This is a genomic window from Burkholderia sp. Bp8986 (genome assembly GCF_003854225.1).
Taxonomy (GTDB): Bacteria; Pseudomonadota; Gammaproteobacteria; order Burkholderiales; family Burkholderiaceae; genus Burkholderia.
This window is the reverse complement of the sequence record NZ_QTQM01000033.1, coordinates 33,215-49,223: the sequence shown is the minus strand read 5'-3', so window position 1 is coordinate 49,223 and position 16,009 is coordinate 33,215. Positions and strand designations below refer to the sequence as shown.

The window sequence follows — 16,009 nt, the reverse complement described above, 5'->3', positions numbered from 1 at the left end:
CTCAACCTTCCGCGACACGGCCTGACCGTTTAGCGGATTGCGAATCAAGTCTTGCTTGGAAGGACCTAAAACTTGCGTGCGCGCAGCATATCACAGAACCGTTACCGAAGTTCACGACGAAATGTGCCCGAAAGCACCGCGTGACGGGGTTTTGCCGGATTGCCACGACCCGCGGGAACAGTGTTTTGCAGCCCGCCCGATTGCGCATCGCGCAGATGCAAAAAAGGCCGCCCGAAGGCAGCCTTTTTCATCATGCAAGGGAACGATCGAACTTAGTCGACCGCGCCTTCGCGGCTCGCGCGGCGACGCTCGTGCTCCTTCAGGAAGCGCTTGCGCAGGCGGATCGACTGCGGCGTCACTTCCACGAGTTCGTCGTCGTCGATGAATTCGACCGCGTATTCGAGCGACATCTGGACCGGCGGCACGAGGCGCACGGCTTCGTCGGTGCCCGACGCGCGCACGTTGGTCAGTTGCTTGCCCTTGATCGGGTTCACGACGAGGTCGTTGTCGCGGCTGTGGATGCCGATGATCATGCCCTCATACAGCGCATCGCCCGGCTTCACGAACATGCGGCCGCGATCCTGCAGCTTCCACAGTGCGTAGGCGACCGCGGCGCCGTCATCCTGCGAGATCAGCACGCCGTTGCGGCGCTCGAAGACCGAGCCGTCCTTGACCGGTGCGTACGAGTCGAAGATGTGGCTCATCAGGCCCGTGCCGCGCGTGAGCGTCAGGAATTCGCTCTGGAAGCCGATCAGGCCACGTGCCGAGATCTTGTATTCCAGGCGCGTGCGGCCGCGGCCGTCCGATGCCATGTCGAGCATTTCGCCCTTGCGGCGACCGAGCTCTTCCATCACGCCGCCCTGGTGCTCGTCTTCGACGTCGACCGTCAGCAGCTCGTACGGCTCGTGGCGCACACCGTCGATTTCCTGCATCACGACGCGCGGACGCGACACGGCCAGCTCATACCCTTCACGGCGCATGTTCTCGACGAGAATCGTCAGGTGCAGTTCGCCGCGGCCCGACACTTCGAACACCGTTTCGTCGCCCGTGTCCTTCACGCGCAGCGCGACGTTGTGGTTCAGTTCCTTCATCAGGCGGTCGCGGATCTGGCGGCTCGTCACGAACTTGCCTTCGCGGCCTGCCAGCGGCGACGAGTTGACGAGGAAGTTCATCGTCAGCGTCGGTTCGTCGACCGTGATCATCGGCAGCGCTTCCGGCGTGTCGACCGCGCAGATCGTCGCGCCGATGCCGACGTCTTCAATACCGTTGATCAGCACGATGTCGCCGGCTTCAGCCGACTCGACCTGCACGCGCTCGAGGCCCTTGAACGACAGCACCTGGTTGATCTTGCGGTTCAGCACGTCGCCTTCCGGACCGAAGCGCATCACGACCGGCTGGCCCGGCTTGATGCGGCCGCGCGTGATGCGGCCGACGCCGATCCGGCCGACGTACGTCGAGTAGTCGAGCGACGTGATCTGGAGCTGCAGCGGCGCTTCCGGATCGGCCGGGCGAACCGGCACGTGCGCGAGGATCGCCTCGAACAGCGGGCGCATGTCGCCTTCGCGGGTCGCCGGATCGAGCGACGCATAGCCGTTCAGGCCCGATGCGTAGACGATCGGGAAGTCGAGCTGCTCTTCGGTCGCGCCGAGCTTGTCGAACAGGTCGAAGGTCTGGTTGATGACCCAGTCGATCCGCGCGCCCGGACGGTCGATCTTGTTGACGACCACGATCGGCTTCAGGCCGAGCGCCAGCGCCTTCTTCGTGACGAAGCGCGTTTGCGGCATCGGGCCCTCGACCGCGTCGACGAGCAGCAGCACCGAGTCGACCATCGACAGCACACGCTCCACCTCGCCACCGAAGTCCGCGTGCCCCGGCGTGTCGACGATGTTGATGTGCGTGCCTTCGTATTCGACCGCGCAGTTCTTCGCGAGAATCGTGATCCCGCGCTCTTTTTCGATGTCGTTCGAGTCCATCACTCGCTCGGCAATCTGCTGGTTCTCGCGGAAGGTGCCGGACTGGCGGAGCAGTTGGTCGACGAGCGTGGTCTTGCCGTGGTCGACGTGAGCGATGATGGCGATATTGCGAAGGGCGCGGGTCATAGAAACCTGGAAATCGTTGAACGCGCAAACGCGCACGCTCGTCAGTCACCGGGACACGTGCGCGCGCGTTGCAGCTTGGAAAGCCTCAAATTATAGCACGTGAGAATGTCGAGAGCCGGACCGTGTGTTGCAACGCGAAAGATGATGCGCCCCGCCCTCGCCTCGCAGAGGGCGATTTCGCCTGCCGACACACCGCCCACGAACGAAGACCCTGACGTCCGCAAGGGAATTTCGGGCCGCGCAGCGCCCGCCCGCCCGTTCGATTAATATTTGCCGCGGCAAGCAAATAGCGCCTATACTGCTGCCTAGTCAACTATTGCAGCTTCAGGGTTTTATGTCGGATTCTCCTTCCCAACCGCCCGTTTCACCGCTGTCCTCGTATCAGATGAACGACAGCGTCGGTTATCTGATGTCGCGTGTGAAGTCGGTGATGACCAACCTCGTCACGCAGCGCACGCAGGAAGAGCTCGGCATTACGGGCACGCAGGCGAGCATGCTGTTCATGATCGCCGTCGGAAAGTGCTCGACGGCCGCCGAACTCGCTCGGGAATACGGGATCGACGCGAGCGCGGTCACGCGCCTGCTCGATCGCGTCGAGAAACGCGGCCTGCTGTCCCGCGTGCGCAGCATCGAGGATCGGCGGGTCGTACGCCTCGAGCTGACCGATGAAGGCCGCGCGCTTGCCGAGCGTTTGCCGCCGGTGTTCCGCAGCGTGCTCGACGAGCTGCTGGACGGATTTACGCCGGAAGAAGTCGGGTTCCTGAAGAGCATGCTGCGCCGCATTCTCAGCAACTACTGCGAAACCGCGGGCGGCAGCATCACGTAATAGTTGCCATAACAATTACTTTTGACAGATCAATGTAAGGAAATCCTTGCAGTGTCCATCATTCATTCCGAGTCAGGGAACAGCGCGATGAAATCCTCCCCGTTGTCCGTGCGCGCCGGGTCGTGCCGCGCCGCCGTCGCCGCCGCGGTTGCCGCGCTGGCGCTGGCGGGCTGCGCAAACTACATCGGCATCAAGAGCGACAAGCAGATCGCACCCGCATCGCAATTCGAAACCGCCCAGAGCCTGCCGGCCCAGGGCGGCCAGTGGCCGGCGCTCGACTGGGCCAACCAGTTCGGCGATCCGCAGTTGCCGAAGCTGATCGACGAGGCGCTCCAGGGCAACCCGTCGATCGCGCAGGCACAGGCGCGCATCGCGAAGGCGTCGTCGTACATCGAGTCGTCGCGCTCGAACCTGATGCCGAAAGCCGAAGCCAGCTACTCGTGGACACGCGAGCTGTATTCGTCGAACGCGCTGTTCCCGCCCCCGTACGGCGGCCAGTGGTACAGCGAGAACAACGCGCTCGCGAGCGCGTCGTGGGATCTCGACCTGTGGGGCAAGAACCGCGAGCGCCTGCACACCGCCGTGTCGCAGGAAAAGGCCGCCGAGGCCGACATGCAACAGGCGCGCATCACGCTCGCGTCGTCGGTGGCCCGCACCTACAACTCGCTCGCCCAGCTGTATGCGCTGCGCGACATCGCGCAGCGCGAGATCGCCAACCGCCAGACGGTCGGCAGGATCACCGACGGCCGCGTGTCGGCCGGTCTCGACACCAACGTGGAACGCCAGACTGCGCGCGGCAACATCGCGACGACCCAGGCATCGCTGTCCGACCTCGACGGCCAGATCACGACCGTGCGCTACCAGCTCGCCGCACTGCTCGGCAAGGGGCCGGATCGCGGGCTGCAGATCGCCGCGCCGGTGATGAACCCGACCGGCGAAGTCGCACTGCCCGGCAACCTGCCGGCCGACCTCGTGTCGCGCCGTCCCGACATCGTCGCCGCGCGCTGGCAGGTCGAGGCCGCGATGCACGACGTGAAGGAAGCAAAGGCCGAATTCTTCCCCGACGTGAACCTCGCGGCCGGCTTCGGCTTCGATGCGTTCGGCTGGGGCAAATTCCTGAATTTCGCGAGCCGCCAGGCGCAGTTCGGGCCGGCCATCCACCTGCCGATCTTCGATGCCGGTGCGTTGCGCGCGCAGCTCAAGGGCCGCTACGCGGACTTCGACCTGTCGGTCGCGAACTACAACCAGACGCTGATCAGCGCGCTGAACGACGTCGCGACGCAGGTCGCGTCGATCCGTGCGGTCGATCGCCAGATGGATGACGCGCAGCGTGCGCTCGATGCGTCGACGCGGGCGTACGACCTCGCCGTGATCCGCTACAAGGCGGGCCTGTCGCCGCAGCTCCAGGTGCTGACCGCGGACACCAACCGCCTCGCATCGGAACAGACGGTGACCAACCTGAAGATGCGCCGGCGCGACATGCAGCTCGCGTTGATCAAGGCGCTCGGCGGCGGGTTCGACGCGACCGGCACGCGGCTCGCCGCGCCCGACGCCGACAAGCAGACAAGACAGGCCGCCAACTGATCCGGCGCCACCACTACGCAGACACTCGAAATAACGGACGGAGAAAATCGCCATGAGCGACCCTCAACAAAACGCCGCCAGCGCACAGCCGCAGAACAACGGGAAGCGCAAACGGATGATGACGCTGCTGATCGCGGTCATCGTGATCGCGGCCATCGCGTACGGTCTGTACTACTTCCTCGTCGCGCGCTTCCATGAAGAGACGGACGACGCATACGTGAACGGCAACGTCGTGCAGATCACGCCGCAGGTCACGGGTACCGTGATCGCCGTGAAGGCCGACGATACGCAGACGGTCAAGGCCGGCGATCCGCTGGTCGTGCTCGACCCGGCCGACTCGCAGGTCGCGCTGCAGCAGGCCGAGGCCAACCTAGCGCAGACGGTGCGCCAGGTGCGCGGCCTGTTCGTCAACGACGACCAGTACCGCGCGCAAGTCGCGCTGCGCCAGTCCGACCTGTCGAAGGCGCAGGACGACCTGCGCCGCCGGATGGCCGTCGCACAGACGGGCGCCGTGTCGCAGGAAGAAATCTCCCATGCACGCGACGCGGTGCGCGCCGCGCAGGCGTCGGTCGACGCCGCGCAACAGCAGCTCGCATCGAACCGCGCACTGACCGCGAACACGACGATCGCGTCGCACCCGAACGTGATGGCCGCGGCAGCGAAGGTTCGCGACGCGTACCTCGCGAACGCGCGCAACGTGTTGCCCGCACCGGTCACCGGCTATGTCGCGAAGCGCTCGGTTCAGGTCGGCCAGCGCGTGTCGCCGGGCAACCCGCTGATGTCGGTCGTGCCGCTGAACGCGGTGTGGGTCGACGCGAACTTCAAGGAAGTCCAGCTCAAGCACATGCGCATCGGCCAGCCGGTCGAATTGACCGCCGACATCTACGGCTCGTCGGCCGTCTACCACGGCAAGGTCGTCGGCTTCTCGGCCGGCACGGGTTCGGCGTTCTCGCTGCTGCCGGCGCAGAACGCGACGGGCAACTGGATCAAGGTCGTGCAGCGCCTGCCGGTGCGTATCGAGATCGATCCGAAGGAACTCGAGAAGCATCCGCTGCGCATCGGCCTGTCGATGCAGGTCGACGTCGACATCAAGGACGAGCACGGCGACCAGCTCGCCAACGCGCAGAACACGGTCTACGAAACGAACGTGTTCGCGAAGTACGGCGACGAAGCCGACGCCGAGATCGCGCGCATCATCGCCGAGAACGCCGGCGGCAACGCGCCCGCACCGGCCGCGGCGAAGTCGAACGCCGCCGCCAAGATGATGTGACGGTTCCGACTCCGGAAAACTATCGACATGGCACAGGCTCCTGTCTCCCACCCGCCGCTGCAGGGCGGGCAACTCGTGCTCGGGACGATCGCGGTATCGCTCGCGGTGTTCATGAACGTGCTCGACACGTCCATCGCGAACGTCGCGATCCCGACCATCTCGGGCGACCTCGGCGTGTCGTCCGACCAGGGTACGTGGGTCATCACGTCGTTCGCCGTCGCGAACGCGATCTCCGTGCCGCTGACGGGCTGGCTGACCGACCGCTTCGGTCAGGTCCGCCTGTTCCTCGCGTCGATCATCCTGTTCGTCATCTCGTCGTGGATGTGCGGGCTGTCGCCGAACCTGCCGTTCCTGCTCGGCTCGCGCGTGCTGCAGGGCGCGGTCGCGGGCCCGATGATTCCGCTGTCGCAAGCGCTCCTGCTGTCGAGCTATCCGCGCGCGAAGGCACCGATGGCGCTCGCACTATGGGCGATGACGACGCTGATCGCGCCCGTCGCGGGCCCGATTCTCGGCGGCTGGATCTCGGACAACTATTCGTGGCCGTGGATCTTCTACGTCAACATCCCGGTCGGCATCGCCGCCGCCGCCGCGACGTGGGCGATCTATCGCAATCGGGAGTCGGCCGTGCGCCGCGCGCCGATCGACGGCGTGGGCCTCGCGCTGCTGGTCATCTGGGTCGGCTCGCTGCAGATCATGCTCGACAAGGGCAAGGATCTCGACTGGTTCGCGTCGACGACCATCATCGTGCTCGCGCTGACCGCTGTCATTGCGTTCGCGTTCTTCGTGATCTGGGAGCTGACCGCCGAGCACCCGGTCGTCGACCTGTCGCTGTTCCGCATGCGGAACTTCACCGGCGGCACAGTCGCACTGTCGATCGGGTACGGCCTGTACTTCGGCAATCTCGTGCTGTTGCCGCTGTGGCTGCAGACGCAAATCGGCTACACCGCGACCGACGCCGGCCTCGTGATGGCGCCGGTCGGGTTGTTCGCGATCCTGTTGTCGCCACTCACCGGGAAGTATCTGCCGCGTACCGATCCGCGCTTCATCTCGACGGCGTCGTTCCTGACGTTTGCGCTGTGCTTCTGGATGCGTTCGCGATACACGACGGGCGTCGACGAATGGTCGCTGACGCTGCCGACGCTCGTGCAGGGTATCGCGATGGCGGGCTTCTTCATCCCGCTCGTGTCGATCACGCTGTCCGGCCTGCCCGGCAACCGCATTCCCGCGGCGTCCGGCCTGTCGAACTTCGTGCGGATCATGTGCGGCGGCATCGGCACATCGATCTTCCAGACCGCGTGGGACCACCGCAACAACTTCCATCACGCGCAACTGGTCGAGCAGGCGAACCCGTACAACCCGACGTTCAACCAGGCCGTCACACAGATGCGCAGCCTCGGGCTGACGCAGGACCAGGCGCACGGCCTCATCAACAACATGGCCACGCAGCAGGCTGCGCAACTCGGCGTGAACGACCTGTTCTACATCTCGGCGGCGATCTTCGTGCTGCTGATCGGACTGATCTGGATCACGAAGCCGGAGCGCGCGGGCGGCGGCGATGCGGGTGCGGCGGCGTCGGCTGCACACTGAGCACCGCGCTCGAACCAGCGCGCCCAACAAAAAACCCGGTCGATTTCGACCGGGTTTTTTTCGTTCCGACGACGGCGCTTGCGCGCCGCGCATCATGCAGCCGTCACGACGAGGCGTTCGGGCGCGAGCACGCCGTTGGCCTTGCGCGCCACGCCGAGCAGTCGCTGCGCGTCGTACACGCGCACACGCTCGCCCTCGGCCGCATCGATCGAATCGAGCGCCGACAGCGGCAAGCGCTGGCCGTGCAGGAATCGCTTCGCACTCGTTTCGTCGAGGCGCACCAGCGGAAACGTCGACAGCAACGCGTCGACCGGCTGCAGCCACGCGTCGCGCGCGCCTTCGGCGGCATCGGACAGCGCGTCGAGCGTCACCGCGTGTTCGAGCGTCAGCGCGCCGACACCCGTGCGACGCAGCATCGTCAGATGCGCACCGCAGCCGAGCGCTTCGCCGATGTCTTCGGCCAGCGTGCGCACATACGTGCCCTTGCTGCAGGTCACGCGGAACGTCACGTCCGGCAATTCACAGGCCAGCAGATCGAGCGCGTGGATCGTCACGTTGCGGCCTTCCCGCTCGACGGTCTGGCCCGCACGCGCGTATTCGTACAGCGGCTTGCCATCGCGCTTGAGCGCCGAATACATCGGCGGCACCTGCACGATCTCGCCGGTAAAGCGCGCGAGCGCCGCTTCGACCGCCGCACGGTCGCATTCGACGGCGCGCGTGTCGAGCACGTCGCCTTCCGCGTCGCCGGTGGTCGTGCGCACGCCAAGACGCATCGTCGCTTCGTAGGTCTTGTCCGCTTCCAGCAAGTCCTGCGAGAACTTCGTCGCTTCGCCGAAGCACAGCGGCAACAGGCCCGAGGCCAGCGGATCGAGCGTGCCGGTATGGCCGGCTTTCTTCGCGAGAAGCAGGCGCTTCGCGCGAATCAGGGCGTCGTTGCTCGACAGGCCGACCGGCTTGTCGAGCAGAAGGACGCCGTCCAGCGCGCGCCGCGGCACGCGTGGACGCTGGGGAGCTGCAGTCGTCATGGGGCGTGCGCGCTCAATCGTCCTTCGCGGGCGCGTCGGCTTCGTCGTCGTCCTTCGCGCGCGTCGAGTTGGCTTCCTTGATCAGGCGCGACATTTCCACCGCCTTCTCGATCGTCTGGTCGTAATGGAAGTGCAGCGTCGGCACCGTATGAATGTGCAGGCGCTTGAACAGCAGGTTGTGCAGGTGGCCCGACGCGTGGTTCAGCGCTTCCTGCGTCTTGTCCGGATCGCCGGTCAGCGCCGTGAAATAGACCTTCGCGTGCGCGTAGTCCGGCGTGAGCTCGACGCTCTGGATGGTCACGATACCGATGCGCGGGTCTTTGACCTCGCGCATGATGAGTTCGGACAGATCGCGCTGAATCTGGTCGGCGATCTGAACGTTGCGATTGGGGGAAGTACGTTTCCTGGACATGATCGATCCGTGATCCGTTTATCAGGATAAAGCGACGCGCCGTTGGCACGCCACCATGAAAATGGGCGGGACAGGCCCAAGCCTGCCCCGCCCCATGAGCCGATACGCGACGATTACAGCGTCCGTGCGACTTCGGTCACTTCGAAGACTTCGAACTGGTCGCCTTCGATGATGTCGTTGAAGTTCTTCACCGACATACCGCACTCGAAGCCTTGCTTGACTTCCTTCACGTCGTCCTTGAAGCGCTTCAGCGATTCGAGTTCGCCCGTGAAGATCACGACGTTGTTGCGCAGCACGCGAACCGACGACGAGCGCTTGACGATACCGTCGGTGACCATACAGCCGGCAACCGTACCGACCTTCGGCACCTTGAACACCTGGCGCACCTCGACCATGCCGGTCACGACTTCGCGCTTCTCCGGCGCCAGCATGCCCGACATCGCGGCCTTCACCTCATCCACTGCGTCGTAGATGATGTTGTAGTAGCGGATGTCGATACCGTTCGCTTCGGCCAGCTTGCGCGCCTGTGCATCCGCACGCGTGTTGAAGCCGATGATGACCGCCTTCGATGCCGTTGCCAGGTTGACGTCGTTCTCGCTGATGCCGCCCACCGCGCTGTGCACGATCTGCACGCGCACTTCGTCGGTCGACAGCTTGAGCAGCGACTGCACGAGCGCTTCCTGCGAGCCCTGCACGTCTGCCTTGATGATGAGCGGCAGGTTCTGCACTTCGCCTTCGCCCATCTGCTCGAGCATGCTTTCCAGCTTCGCGGCCTGCTGCTTCGCCAGCTTGACGTCGCGGAACTTGCCCTGACGGAACAGCGCGATTTCGCGCGCCTTGCGCTCGTCCGGCAGCACGATCACTTCCTCGCCTGCACCCGGCACTTCCGACAGACCCTGGATTTCGACCGGGATCGACGGGCCGGCTTCCTTCGTCGGCTTGCCGTTCTCGTCGAGCATCGCACGCACGCGGCCGTAAGCCGTGCCTGCGAGCACGATGTCGCCGCGATTCAGCGTACCCGACTGCACCAGGATCGTCGCGACCGGGCCCTTGCCCTTGTCCAGCTTCGCTTCGATCACGATGCCCTTCGCCGGCGCCTCGACCGGTGCCTTCAGTTCCAGCACTTCCGCCTGCAGCAGCACGTTCTCGAGCAGGTCGTCGATACCGGCGCCCGTCTTGGCCGACACCGGCACGAACGGCGAATCGCCACCGTATTCTTCCGGCACGACGCCTTCCGCGACCAGTTCCTGCTTGACGCGGTCCGGGTTCGCTTCCGGCTTGTCGATCTTGTTGATCGCCACGACGATCGGCACGCCACCCGCCTTCGCGTGCGCGATGGCTTCCTTCGTCTGCGGCATCACGCCGTCGTCGGCAGCCACCACCAGCACCACGATGTCGGTCGCCTTCGCGCCGCGTGCACGCATTGCCGTGAACGCTTCGTGACCCGGCGTATCGAGGAACGTGATGACGCCGCGCGGCGTTTCGACGTGGTATGCGCCGATGTGCTGCGTAATGCCGCCCGCTTCGCCCGCTGCAACCTTCGCGCGGCGGATGTGGTCGAGCAGCGAGGTCTTGCCGTGGTCGACGTGACCCATCACGGTGACGACCGGCGGGCGCGGCAGCTGTTCCGCATCGGTACCGGTCTCGCCTTCGACCAGCAGTGCTTCCGGATCGTCCAGCTTCGCGGCAACCGCGCGGTGGCCCAGTTCCTCGACGACGATCATCGCCGTTTCCTGGTCCAGCACCTGGTTGATCGTGACCATCTGGCCCATCTTCATCATCACCTTGATGACTTCGGAGGCCTTGATCGACATCTTGTGCGCGAGATCGGCAACCGAGATGGTTTCCGGCACGTGCACTTCACGCACGATCGGCTCGGTCGGTGCCTGGAACGTCGATGCGCTGTCCTGGTGACGGCCGCGACCCTTCGGGCCGCCGCGCCAGCCGCGGTCGACGCCGCCGCTCGAATCGCCGCGCGTCTTGATGCCGCGGCGCTTCGCTGCGTCGTCCTGCCAGCCGCCCTTGCCGCCGCCCGGCTTCTTGTTGCGGTCGCCCGCGCCTGCCGGTGCCGTCGTGGCCGCCGGCGCTGCACCGGCCGGCTTCTTCACGGCCGGACGTGCCTGCGCGCCTGCGCCCGCCGGCTTTGCCGGCTTGTGCAGCGTGCCCTTCGCTTCGGCCGGCTTCGGCGGTTCCACCGGCTTCGGCGGCTCGACTGCCTTGACCACGGCCTTGCGCGGCGTGTTCATCATTTCGCGGATCGCGCGTGCTTCGGCTTCTGCCGCCGCGCGACGCTTGCTGATCTCTTCCTGCTCGGCGCGCGCCTTGTCCGCAGCCTCGCGGGCAGCATCCTCGGCCTTCTTCGCCGCTTCGCGCTGGGCCGCACGTTCGGCGGCCGCGCGTGCTTCATCCTGCGCGGACTGCGCACCGGCTGCTTCCTGCTGAGCCTCGGCGGCCTGCTGGGCAGCCGCCTGCTGTGCCGCTGCGGCTTCGGCCGCGGCACGCTTCGCCGCCGCTTCTTCCTCGGCACGGCGGCGCTCGGCTTCGGCCGCTTCCTCACGGGCACGGCGCTCGGCTTCCTCGCGCTCGAGGCGCTCCTGGCGCTCGCGCAGTTCCTGCGCCTGCTTCTCGAGCAGCTCGGCCTCGCGGCGCGCTTCTTCCTCGCGACGCTTCAGTTCCGCATCGTCGTCCGCTTCGGCGACCTGCGCCTGACCCTGTTCCGCACCCTCGGCCACGTCGTCGCGCTTGACGAACGTACGCTTCTTGCGGACCTCGACCTGAATGGTGCGAGCCTTGCCCGTCGCGTCAGATTGCTTGATCTCCGACGTATGCTTGCGGGTCAGCGTGATCTTGCGCTTGTCGCCGTCGGTTGCGCCGTGTGACTTGCGCAAATGATCGAGCAGACGCGCCTTGTCCGCTTCGGACAGCGCATCGTCTTCACTCGCTTTCTGGACGCCCGCTGCCTGCAGCTGTTCGAGCAGCACACCAGCAGGCATTTTCAGTTCCGCGGCAAATTGGGCTACGTTGTTACTCGCCATTCATTCCTCTTAGTGCAAGGACCGATTCCTTGCGGTTAGCATCGGGTCAGGCCATACGGCCGCCATCAAATCAGTGCGCCATGGTCATTTCTCACTGGAACCAGTGTTCACGTGCTTTCATGATCAACGCCTTAGCGGCATCCTCTTCCATCCCGGTCATATCGACCAGTTCATCCACGGCCAGCTCGGCGACATCGTCGCGCGTCTGCATGCCGTGTTCGGCCAGCTTCGCGAGCAACTCCGGCGTGATGCCGTCGAGGCCCTTCAAATCCAGCGCTGCATTTTCAACCTTTTCTTCGTTCGCGATCGCCATCGTCAACAGTGCGTCGCGTGCGCGGTTGCGCAGTTCGTGCACGGTGTCCTCGTCGAACGCCTCGATTTCGAGCATTTCGTTGAGCGGCACGTACGCGATCTCTTCGAGGCTCGTGAAGCCTTCGTCGATCAGGATGTCGGCAACTTCTTCGTCGACGTCGAGACGCGCCATGAACAGCGAACGCAGTCGGTCGCGCTCTTCACCCTGCTTCAGGGCGGATTCGTCCGGCGTCATGATGTTGATCTGCCAGCCGGTCAGTTCGCTGGCAAGGCGAACGTTCTGACCGCTGCGGCCGATCGCGACAGCCAGCTCGTTTTCGTCGACGACGACGTCCATCGAGTGCTTTTCTTCATCGACGACGATCGACTGGACGGCTGCCGGCGCGAGCGCGCCGATCACGAACTGGGCGGGATCCTCGGACCATAGCACGATGTCGATGTTTTCGCCACCGAGCTCGTTGCGCACGGCCTGCACGCGGGAACCGCGGATGCCGACGCAGGTGCCGATCGGATCGATCCGCTTGTCGTAGGCGATCACGCCGATCTTCGCGCGCACGCCCGGATCGCGAGCGGCTGCCTTGATCTCGAGCAGGCCCTGCTCGATTTCCGGCACTTCCATCTCGAACAGCTTCATCAGGAACTCGGGCGCCGTGCGCGAGAGTTCGATCTGCGGGCCGCGCGCGGTGCGGTCGACCTTCGCGATGTAGGCACGCACGCGGTCGCCCACGCGCAGGTTTTCCTTCGGGATCAGCTGGTCGCGGCGCAGCAGCGCTTCGACACGGCCCGATTCGACGATGAAGTTGCCCTTGTCGAGGCGCTTCACCGTGCCGGTCATGATCTTTTCGCCGCGCTCGAGGTAGTCGTTCAGAATCTGCTCGCGTTCGGCATCGCGCACCTTCTGCAGGATCACCTGCTTCGCGGCCTGCGCGCCGATACGGCCGAACTCGATCGACGGCACCGGCTCCTCGATGAATTCGCCGACTTCGACGTCGGGCTTCTGCTCACGTGCTTCGAATAGCAGGATCTCGCGATCCGGCTCCTGCAAGCCTGCCTCGTCGGGCACGACGAGCCAGCGACGGAAGGTTTCGTGCTCGCCGCTTTCGCGATCGATATGGACGCGGATTTCGGCGCCTTCGTCGAACAGCTTCTTGGAAGCGGAAGCGAGCGCGGCCTCGAGGGCGCCCAGCACCACATCCTTGTCGACGTTTTTCTCGCGCGCCAGCGCATCCACCAGCATCAACACTTCGCGACTCATTATTTGCGGCTCCTAAAGTCAACTTGCGGAATCAGGCGGGCTTTGTCGATATCGGCCAGCGTGAAATCCAGCATGGCTGCCTCGCCCTTCTTCCTCTCAAATTCCAAACCGATCGTTTCGCCATTCGGCGCGTGCAGAATGCCCCGGTACGTCTTGCGCCCGTCCAGCGGCTTTTTCAAGGTCACGGAAACTTCGCTGCCGGCGAAGCGCTCGAAGTCGGCCAGCTTCTTCAACGGGCGGTCGAGCCCCGGGGACGAGACTTCGAGCCGTTCGTAATCGATGTTTTCGACCGTCAAGACGTGCTGGAGCTGACGCGTGACCTTTTCGCAATCTTCGAGCGAGATGCCGGCAGGCTGATCGATGTAGATGCAAAGCATGCCGCGCCCGGTGCGCTCGAGATCCACCAGCTCGTAGCCGAGCCCGGTGACCGTGGTTTCTATCAGTTCCGTCAGTTGCACAGTGTCCTCTCAGGTGTTCGCGCCCGCCGCTCGCGATTCACCCGCGGGCGCGCGCCTTAGCCGGCGCAGGAAGCGCTACCCGAGATGCCTAACCGTTTCAGCAAAAAAAAATGGGCGGAACGCCCATCTTCTTACTGGTGGTCGCACCTGAGCCGCACATTGAATCCGTACGCCCAGCGACTCCGCGATTATAGCGATTTTTGGCGCAAACGCCAAGCCAGCCGGTAAAAGCAGCGTCCAGCCCGCCTTTACCGACCAAAAATGCGAAACCGGACTGTCCGACCAGGCGGCATAATCCGGCAGCGCGATATATACAGTCAAAAGCAAACCACGCGGGGCGAGGTGCCGACCCAATCGGACTCATGCCGATATCGCCGGCACACCGGCGGCTTCATGCCGCCGGACGCCACAAACGCTCAGCGGCCCCGCGAGCGATTGCGCTGCGGACGCTGACCGCCGCGCGCACCGCCACCGCCGTTGCCGGCGCCTTCGGCGCGATTGCCGTTGGGATTGCGGTTGCCGCCCTTGCCGCCGCCGCGCTTGCCGCCAGCGCCTTCACGCTTGGGGCCCGCGCCATACGACGCACGATTGCCGTCGACATCGCGACCGCCACCCGAGCGGTTGCCATAACCCGACGGCGAAACCGGCAAGCTGCCGTAACCGCTCAGGCCGGGCAGGCCCGGGGCGCCGCGCCGGCCGCCACCGCGACGCGGCTGGTCGAGCTGACCATGCGTCGTCAGCACCGGCTCGCGGCCGATGAAGCCCATCGACGTCTGCATCGGATCCGGCTGGCGGCGCTCGGCCTGCCCGCCACCACCGCGCTTGCCCTTTTCCTCGGACGGCGCCTTCAGGCCGACGGTCGCCATCAGCTTGCGCACCTGCGCCTCGTCGAGCTCTTCCCAGCGACCGCGCTTCAGGCCGCGCGGCAGCGGGATCGGACCGTGGCGTGTACGGATCAGGCGGCTCACCATCAGGCCGGCCGCCTCGAACATCCGGCGCACTTCGCGGTTGCGGCCTTCGGCCAGCGCAACGTGATACCAGTGGTTCGTGCCTTCGCCGCCGCCGTCGCGGATGCGCAGGAAGTTCGCCGGGCCGTCATCGAGCTCGACGCCATGCAGCAGTTTCTGCCGCATCCCTTCGGACAGTTCGCCGACGACGCGCACCGCGTACTCGCGTTCGACGCTGTAGCGCGGATGCATGAAGCGGTTCGCGAGATCGCCCGACGTCGTCAGCATCAGCAGGCCTTCGGTGTTGAAGTCGAGACGGCCCACCGCGAGCCATTTCGCCGTCTTCATCGGCGGCAGGCGGTCGAACACCGACGGACGACCTTCCGGGTCCGCGTGGCTGACGATCTCGCCCGTCGGCTTGTGGTACAGCAGCACGCGCGGCGGCTTGTTCGGCAGCTTGCGCTTGACCGGCTTGCCGTTGATGCGAACCTGATCGGTCGGCATGATGCGCTGGCCGATATGCGCGGGCTCACCGTTCACCGACACGCGGCCGGCGACGATCAGCTCTTCCATTTCGCGGCGCGAACCCATGCCGGCTTCCGCGAGCACCTTGTGGAGCTTCGGCGCGTCGTCGTCCGGCGACAGCACGCGCTTGTTCGCCGGCTGGCTGCGGCCGCGACGCAGCATCGGCGCACGTACGCCGCTGCCGCCCGCCGAATTGTCCGCGTCGAATGCCGGCGACGTCACATAGGCGAACAGATCGTCCTGCGACGCTGCATCGCCTTCGGCCTTCGCCGCGCCGCCCTCGGCCTTCGCCGAACCGCCGCGTCGCCCCTGGCCGCCTTGCCCGCCCTGGGCACCCTTGGCTGCGCCTTCGCGCTTGCCGGCCGGCTTGCGGCCACCCTTGGCCGCACCTTCCTTGCGCGGCGCGCGTGCGGGCTGCGCTTCCGCCGCGTCGGCCGGCTGCGCTTCCGCGCCCTCGCCGCCCTGCGACTCGCCATCGCCCTTCGACTTGGCTGCCGCGCGGCGACGCGCGATCAGGCTGCGCGGGCCGCGCCGCAGGCCGCGGCGGGGACGCTCGTCACCACCCGCGGCCGGAGCGTCCTGCTCCGGCGCATCGTCGGCACGCGCGGCCTGCACGGCAGGCGCGGACGATTCAATATCGTGGATATCAGTCAAAACAACCTCAAAATGTCAGG

The 16,009-nt window shown here is 65.6% G+C and carries 11 protein-coding genes; 4 read left to right on the top strand and 7 right to left on the bottom strand.

Features of this window, described 5'->3' with window-relative positions; genetic code table 11:
- Nucleotides 1-272: 272 nt before the first annotated feature.
- Nucleotides 273-2,099: a translational GTPase TypA gene (typA, locus tag DID99_RS25600; RefSeq protein WP_044846027.1), complete on the bottom strand. Its 1,827-nt coding sequence runs from the start codon at nt 2,097-2,099 to the stop codon at nt 273-275.
- 334 nt (nt 2,100-2,433) lie between these two features.
- Between typA and DID99_RS25595 the strand changes: the two genes are divergently transcribed.
- The 4 genes from DID99_RS25595 to DID99_RS25580 all read left to right on the top strand — a co-directional run bounded on the left by DID99_RS25595 (nt 2,434) and on the right by DID99_RS25580 (nt 7,366).
- Complete coding sequence (locus DID99_RS25595; protein ID WP_014897211.1) at nt 2,434-2,925, top strand: MarR family winged helix-turn-helix transcriptional regulator; 492 nt, start codon at nt 2,434-2,436, stop codon at nt 2,923-2,925.
- 87 nt (nt 2,926-3,012) lie between these two features.
- Nucleotides 3,013-4,509 carry an efflux transporter outer membrane subunit gene (locus tag DID99_RS25590; protein ID WP_124488904.1) on the top strand — a complete coding sequence of 499 codons (1,497 nt, stop codon included), beginning with the start codon at nt 3,013-3,015 and terminating at the stop codon, nt 4,507-4,509.
- Between the two features lie 52 nt (nt 4,510-4,561).
- Complete coding sequence (locus tag DID99_RS25585; protein ID WP_124571739.1) at nt 4,562-5,779, top strand: efflux RND transporter periplasmic adaptor subunit; 1,218 nt, start codon at nt 4,562-4,564, stop codon at nt 5,777-5,779.
- Nucleotides 5,780-5,806: 27 nt separating this feature from the next.
- Complete coding sequence (locus DID99_RS25580) at nt 5,807-7,366, top strand: DHA2 family efflux MFS transporter permease subunit (protein ID WP_044846030.1); 1,560 nt, start codon at nt 5,807-5,809, stop codon at nt 7,364-7,366.
- Between the two features lie 92 nt (nt 7,367-7,458).
- Here DID99_RS25580 and truB read toward each other — a convergent pair whose 3' ends face one another.
- From truB to rluB, 6 genes are all read right to left on the bottom strand, one after another.
- Complete coding sequence (gene truB / locus DID99_RS25575) at nt 7,459-8,391, bottom strand: tRNA pseudouridine(55) synthase TruB (protein ID WP_124571738.1); 933 nt, start codon at nt 8,389-8,391, stop codon at nt 7,459-7,461.
- Nucleotides 8,392-8,404: 13 nt separating this feature from the next.
- A complete protein-coding gene (gene rbfA, locus DID99_RS25570; RefSeq protein WP_006495346.1) occupies nt 8,405-8,803 on the bottom strand; it encodes a 30S ribosome-binding factor RbfA in 399 nt (132 codons plus the stop codon).
- 113 nt (nt 8,804-8,916) lie between these two features.
- On the bottom strand, nt 8,917-11,838 hold the full coding sequence (gene infB / locus DID99_RS25565) for a translation initiation factor IF-2 (RefSeq protein WP_124488901.1): 2,922 nt from the start codon (nt 11,836-11,838) through the stop codon (nt 8,917-8,919).
- A gap of 91 nt (nt 11,839-11,929) precedes the next feature.
- Nucleotides 11,930-13,405 (bottom strand): transcription termination factor NusA, encoded by a 1,476-nt coding sequence (nusA, locus tag DID99_RS25560; RefSeq protein ID WP_044846033.1) that lies wholly within the window; start codon nt 13,403-13,405, stop codon nt 11,930-11,932.
- Nucleotides 13,405-13,863 carry a ribosome maturation factor RimP gene (gene rimP, locus DID99_RS25555; RefSeq protein WP_014897219.1) on the bottom strand — a complete coding sequence of 153 codons (459 nt, stop codon included), beginning with the start codon at nt 13,861-13,863 and terminating at the stop codon, nt 13,405-13,407. Before rimP ends, nusA begins: the two co-directional genes overlap by 1 nt.
- A gap of 416 nt (nt 13,864-14,279) precedes the next feature.
- Nucleotides 14,280-15,989, bottom strand: coding sequence for a 23S rRNA pseudouridine(2605) synthase RluB (rluB, locus tag DID99_RS25550; protein WP_044846034.1), 1,710 nt, complete (start codon nt 15,987-15,989; stop codon nt 14,280-14,282).
- Between the last annotated feature and the right edge of the window lie 20 nt (nt 15,990-16,009).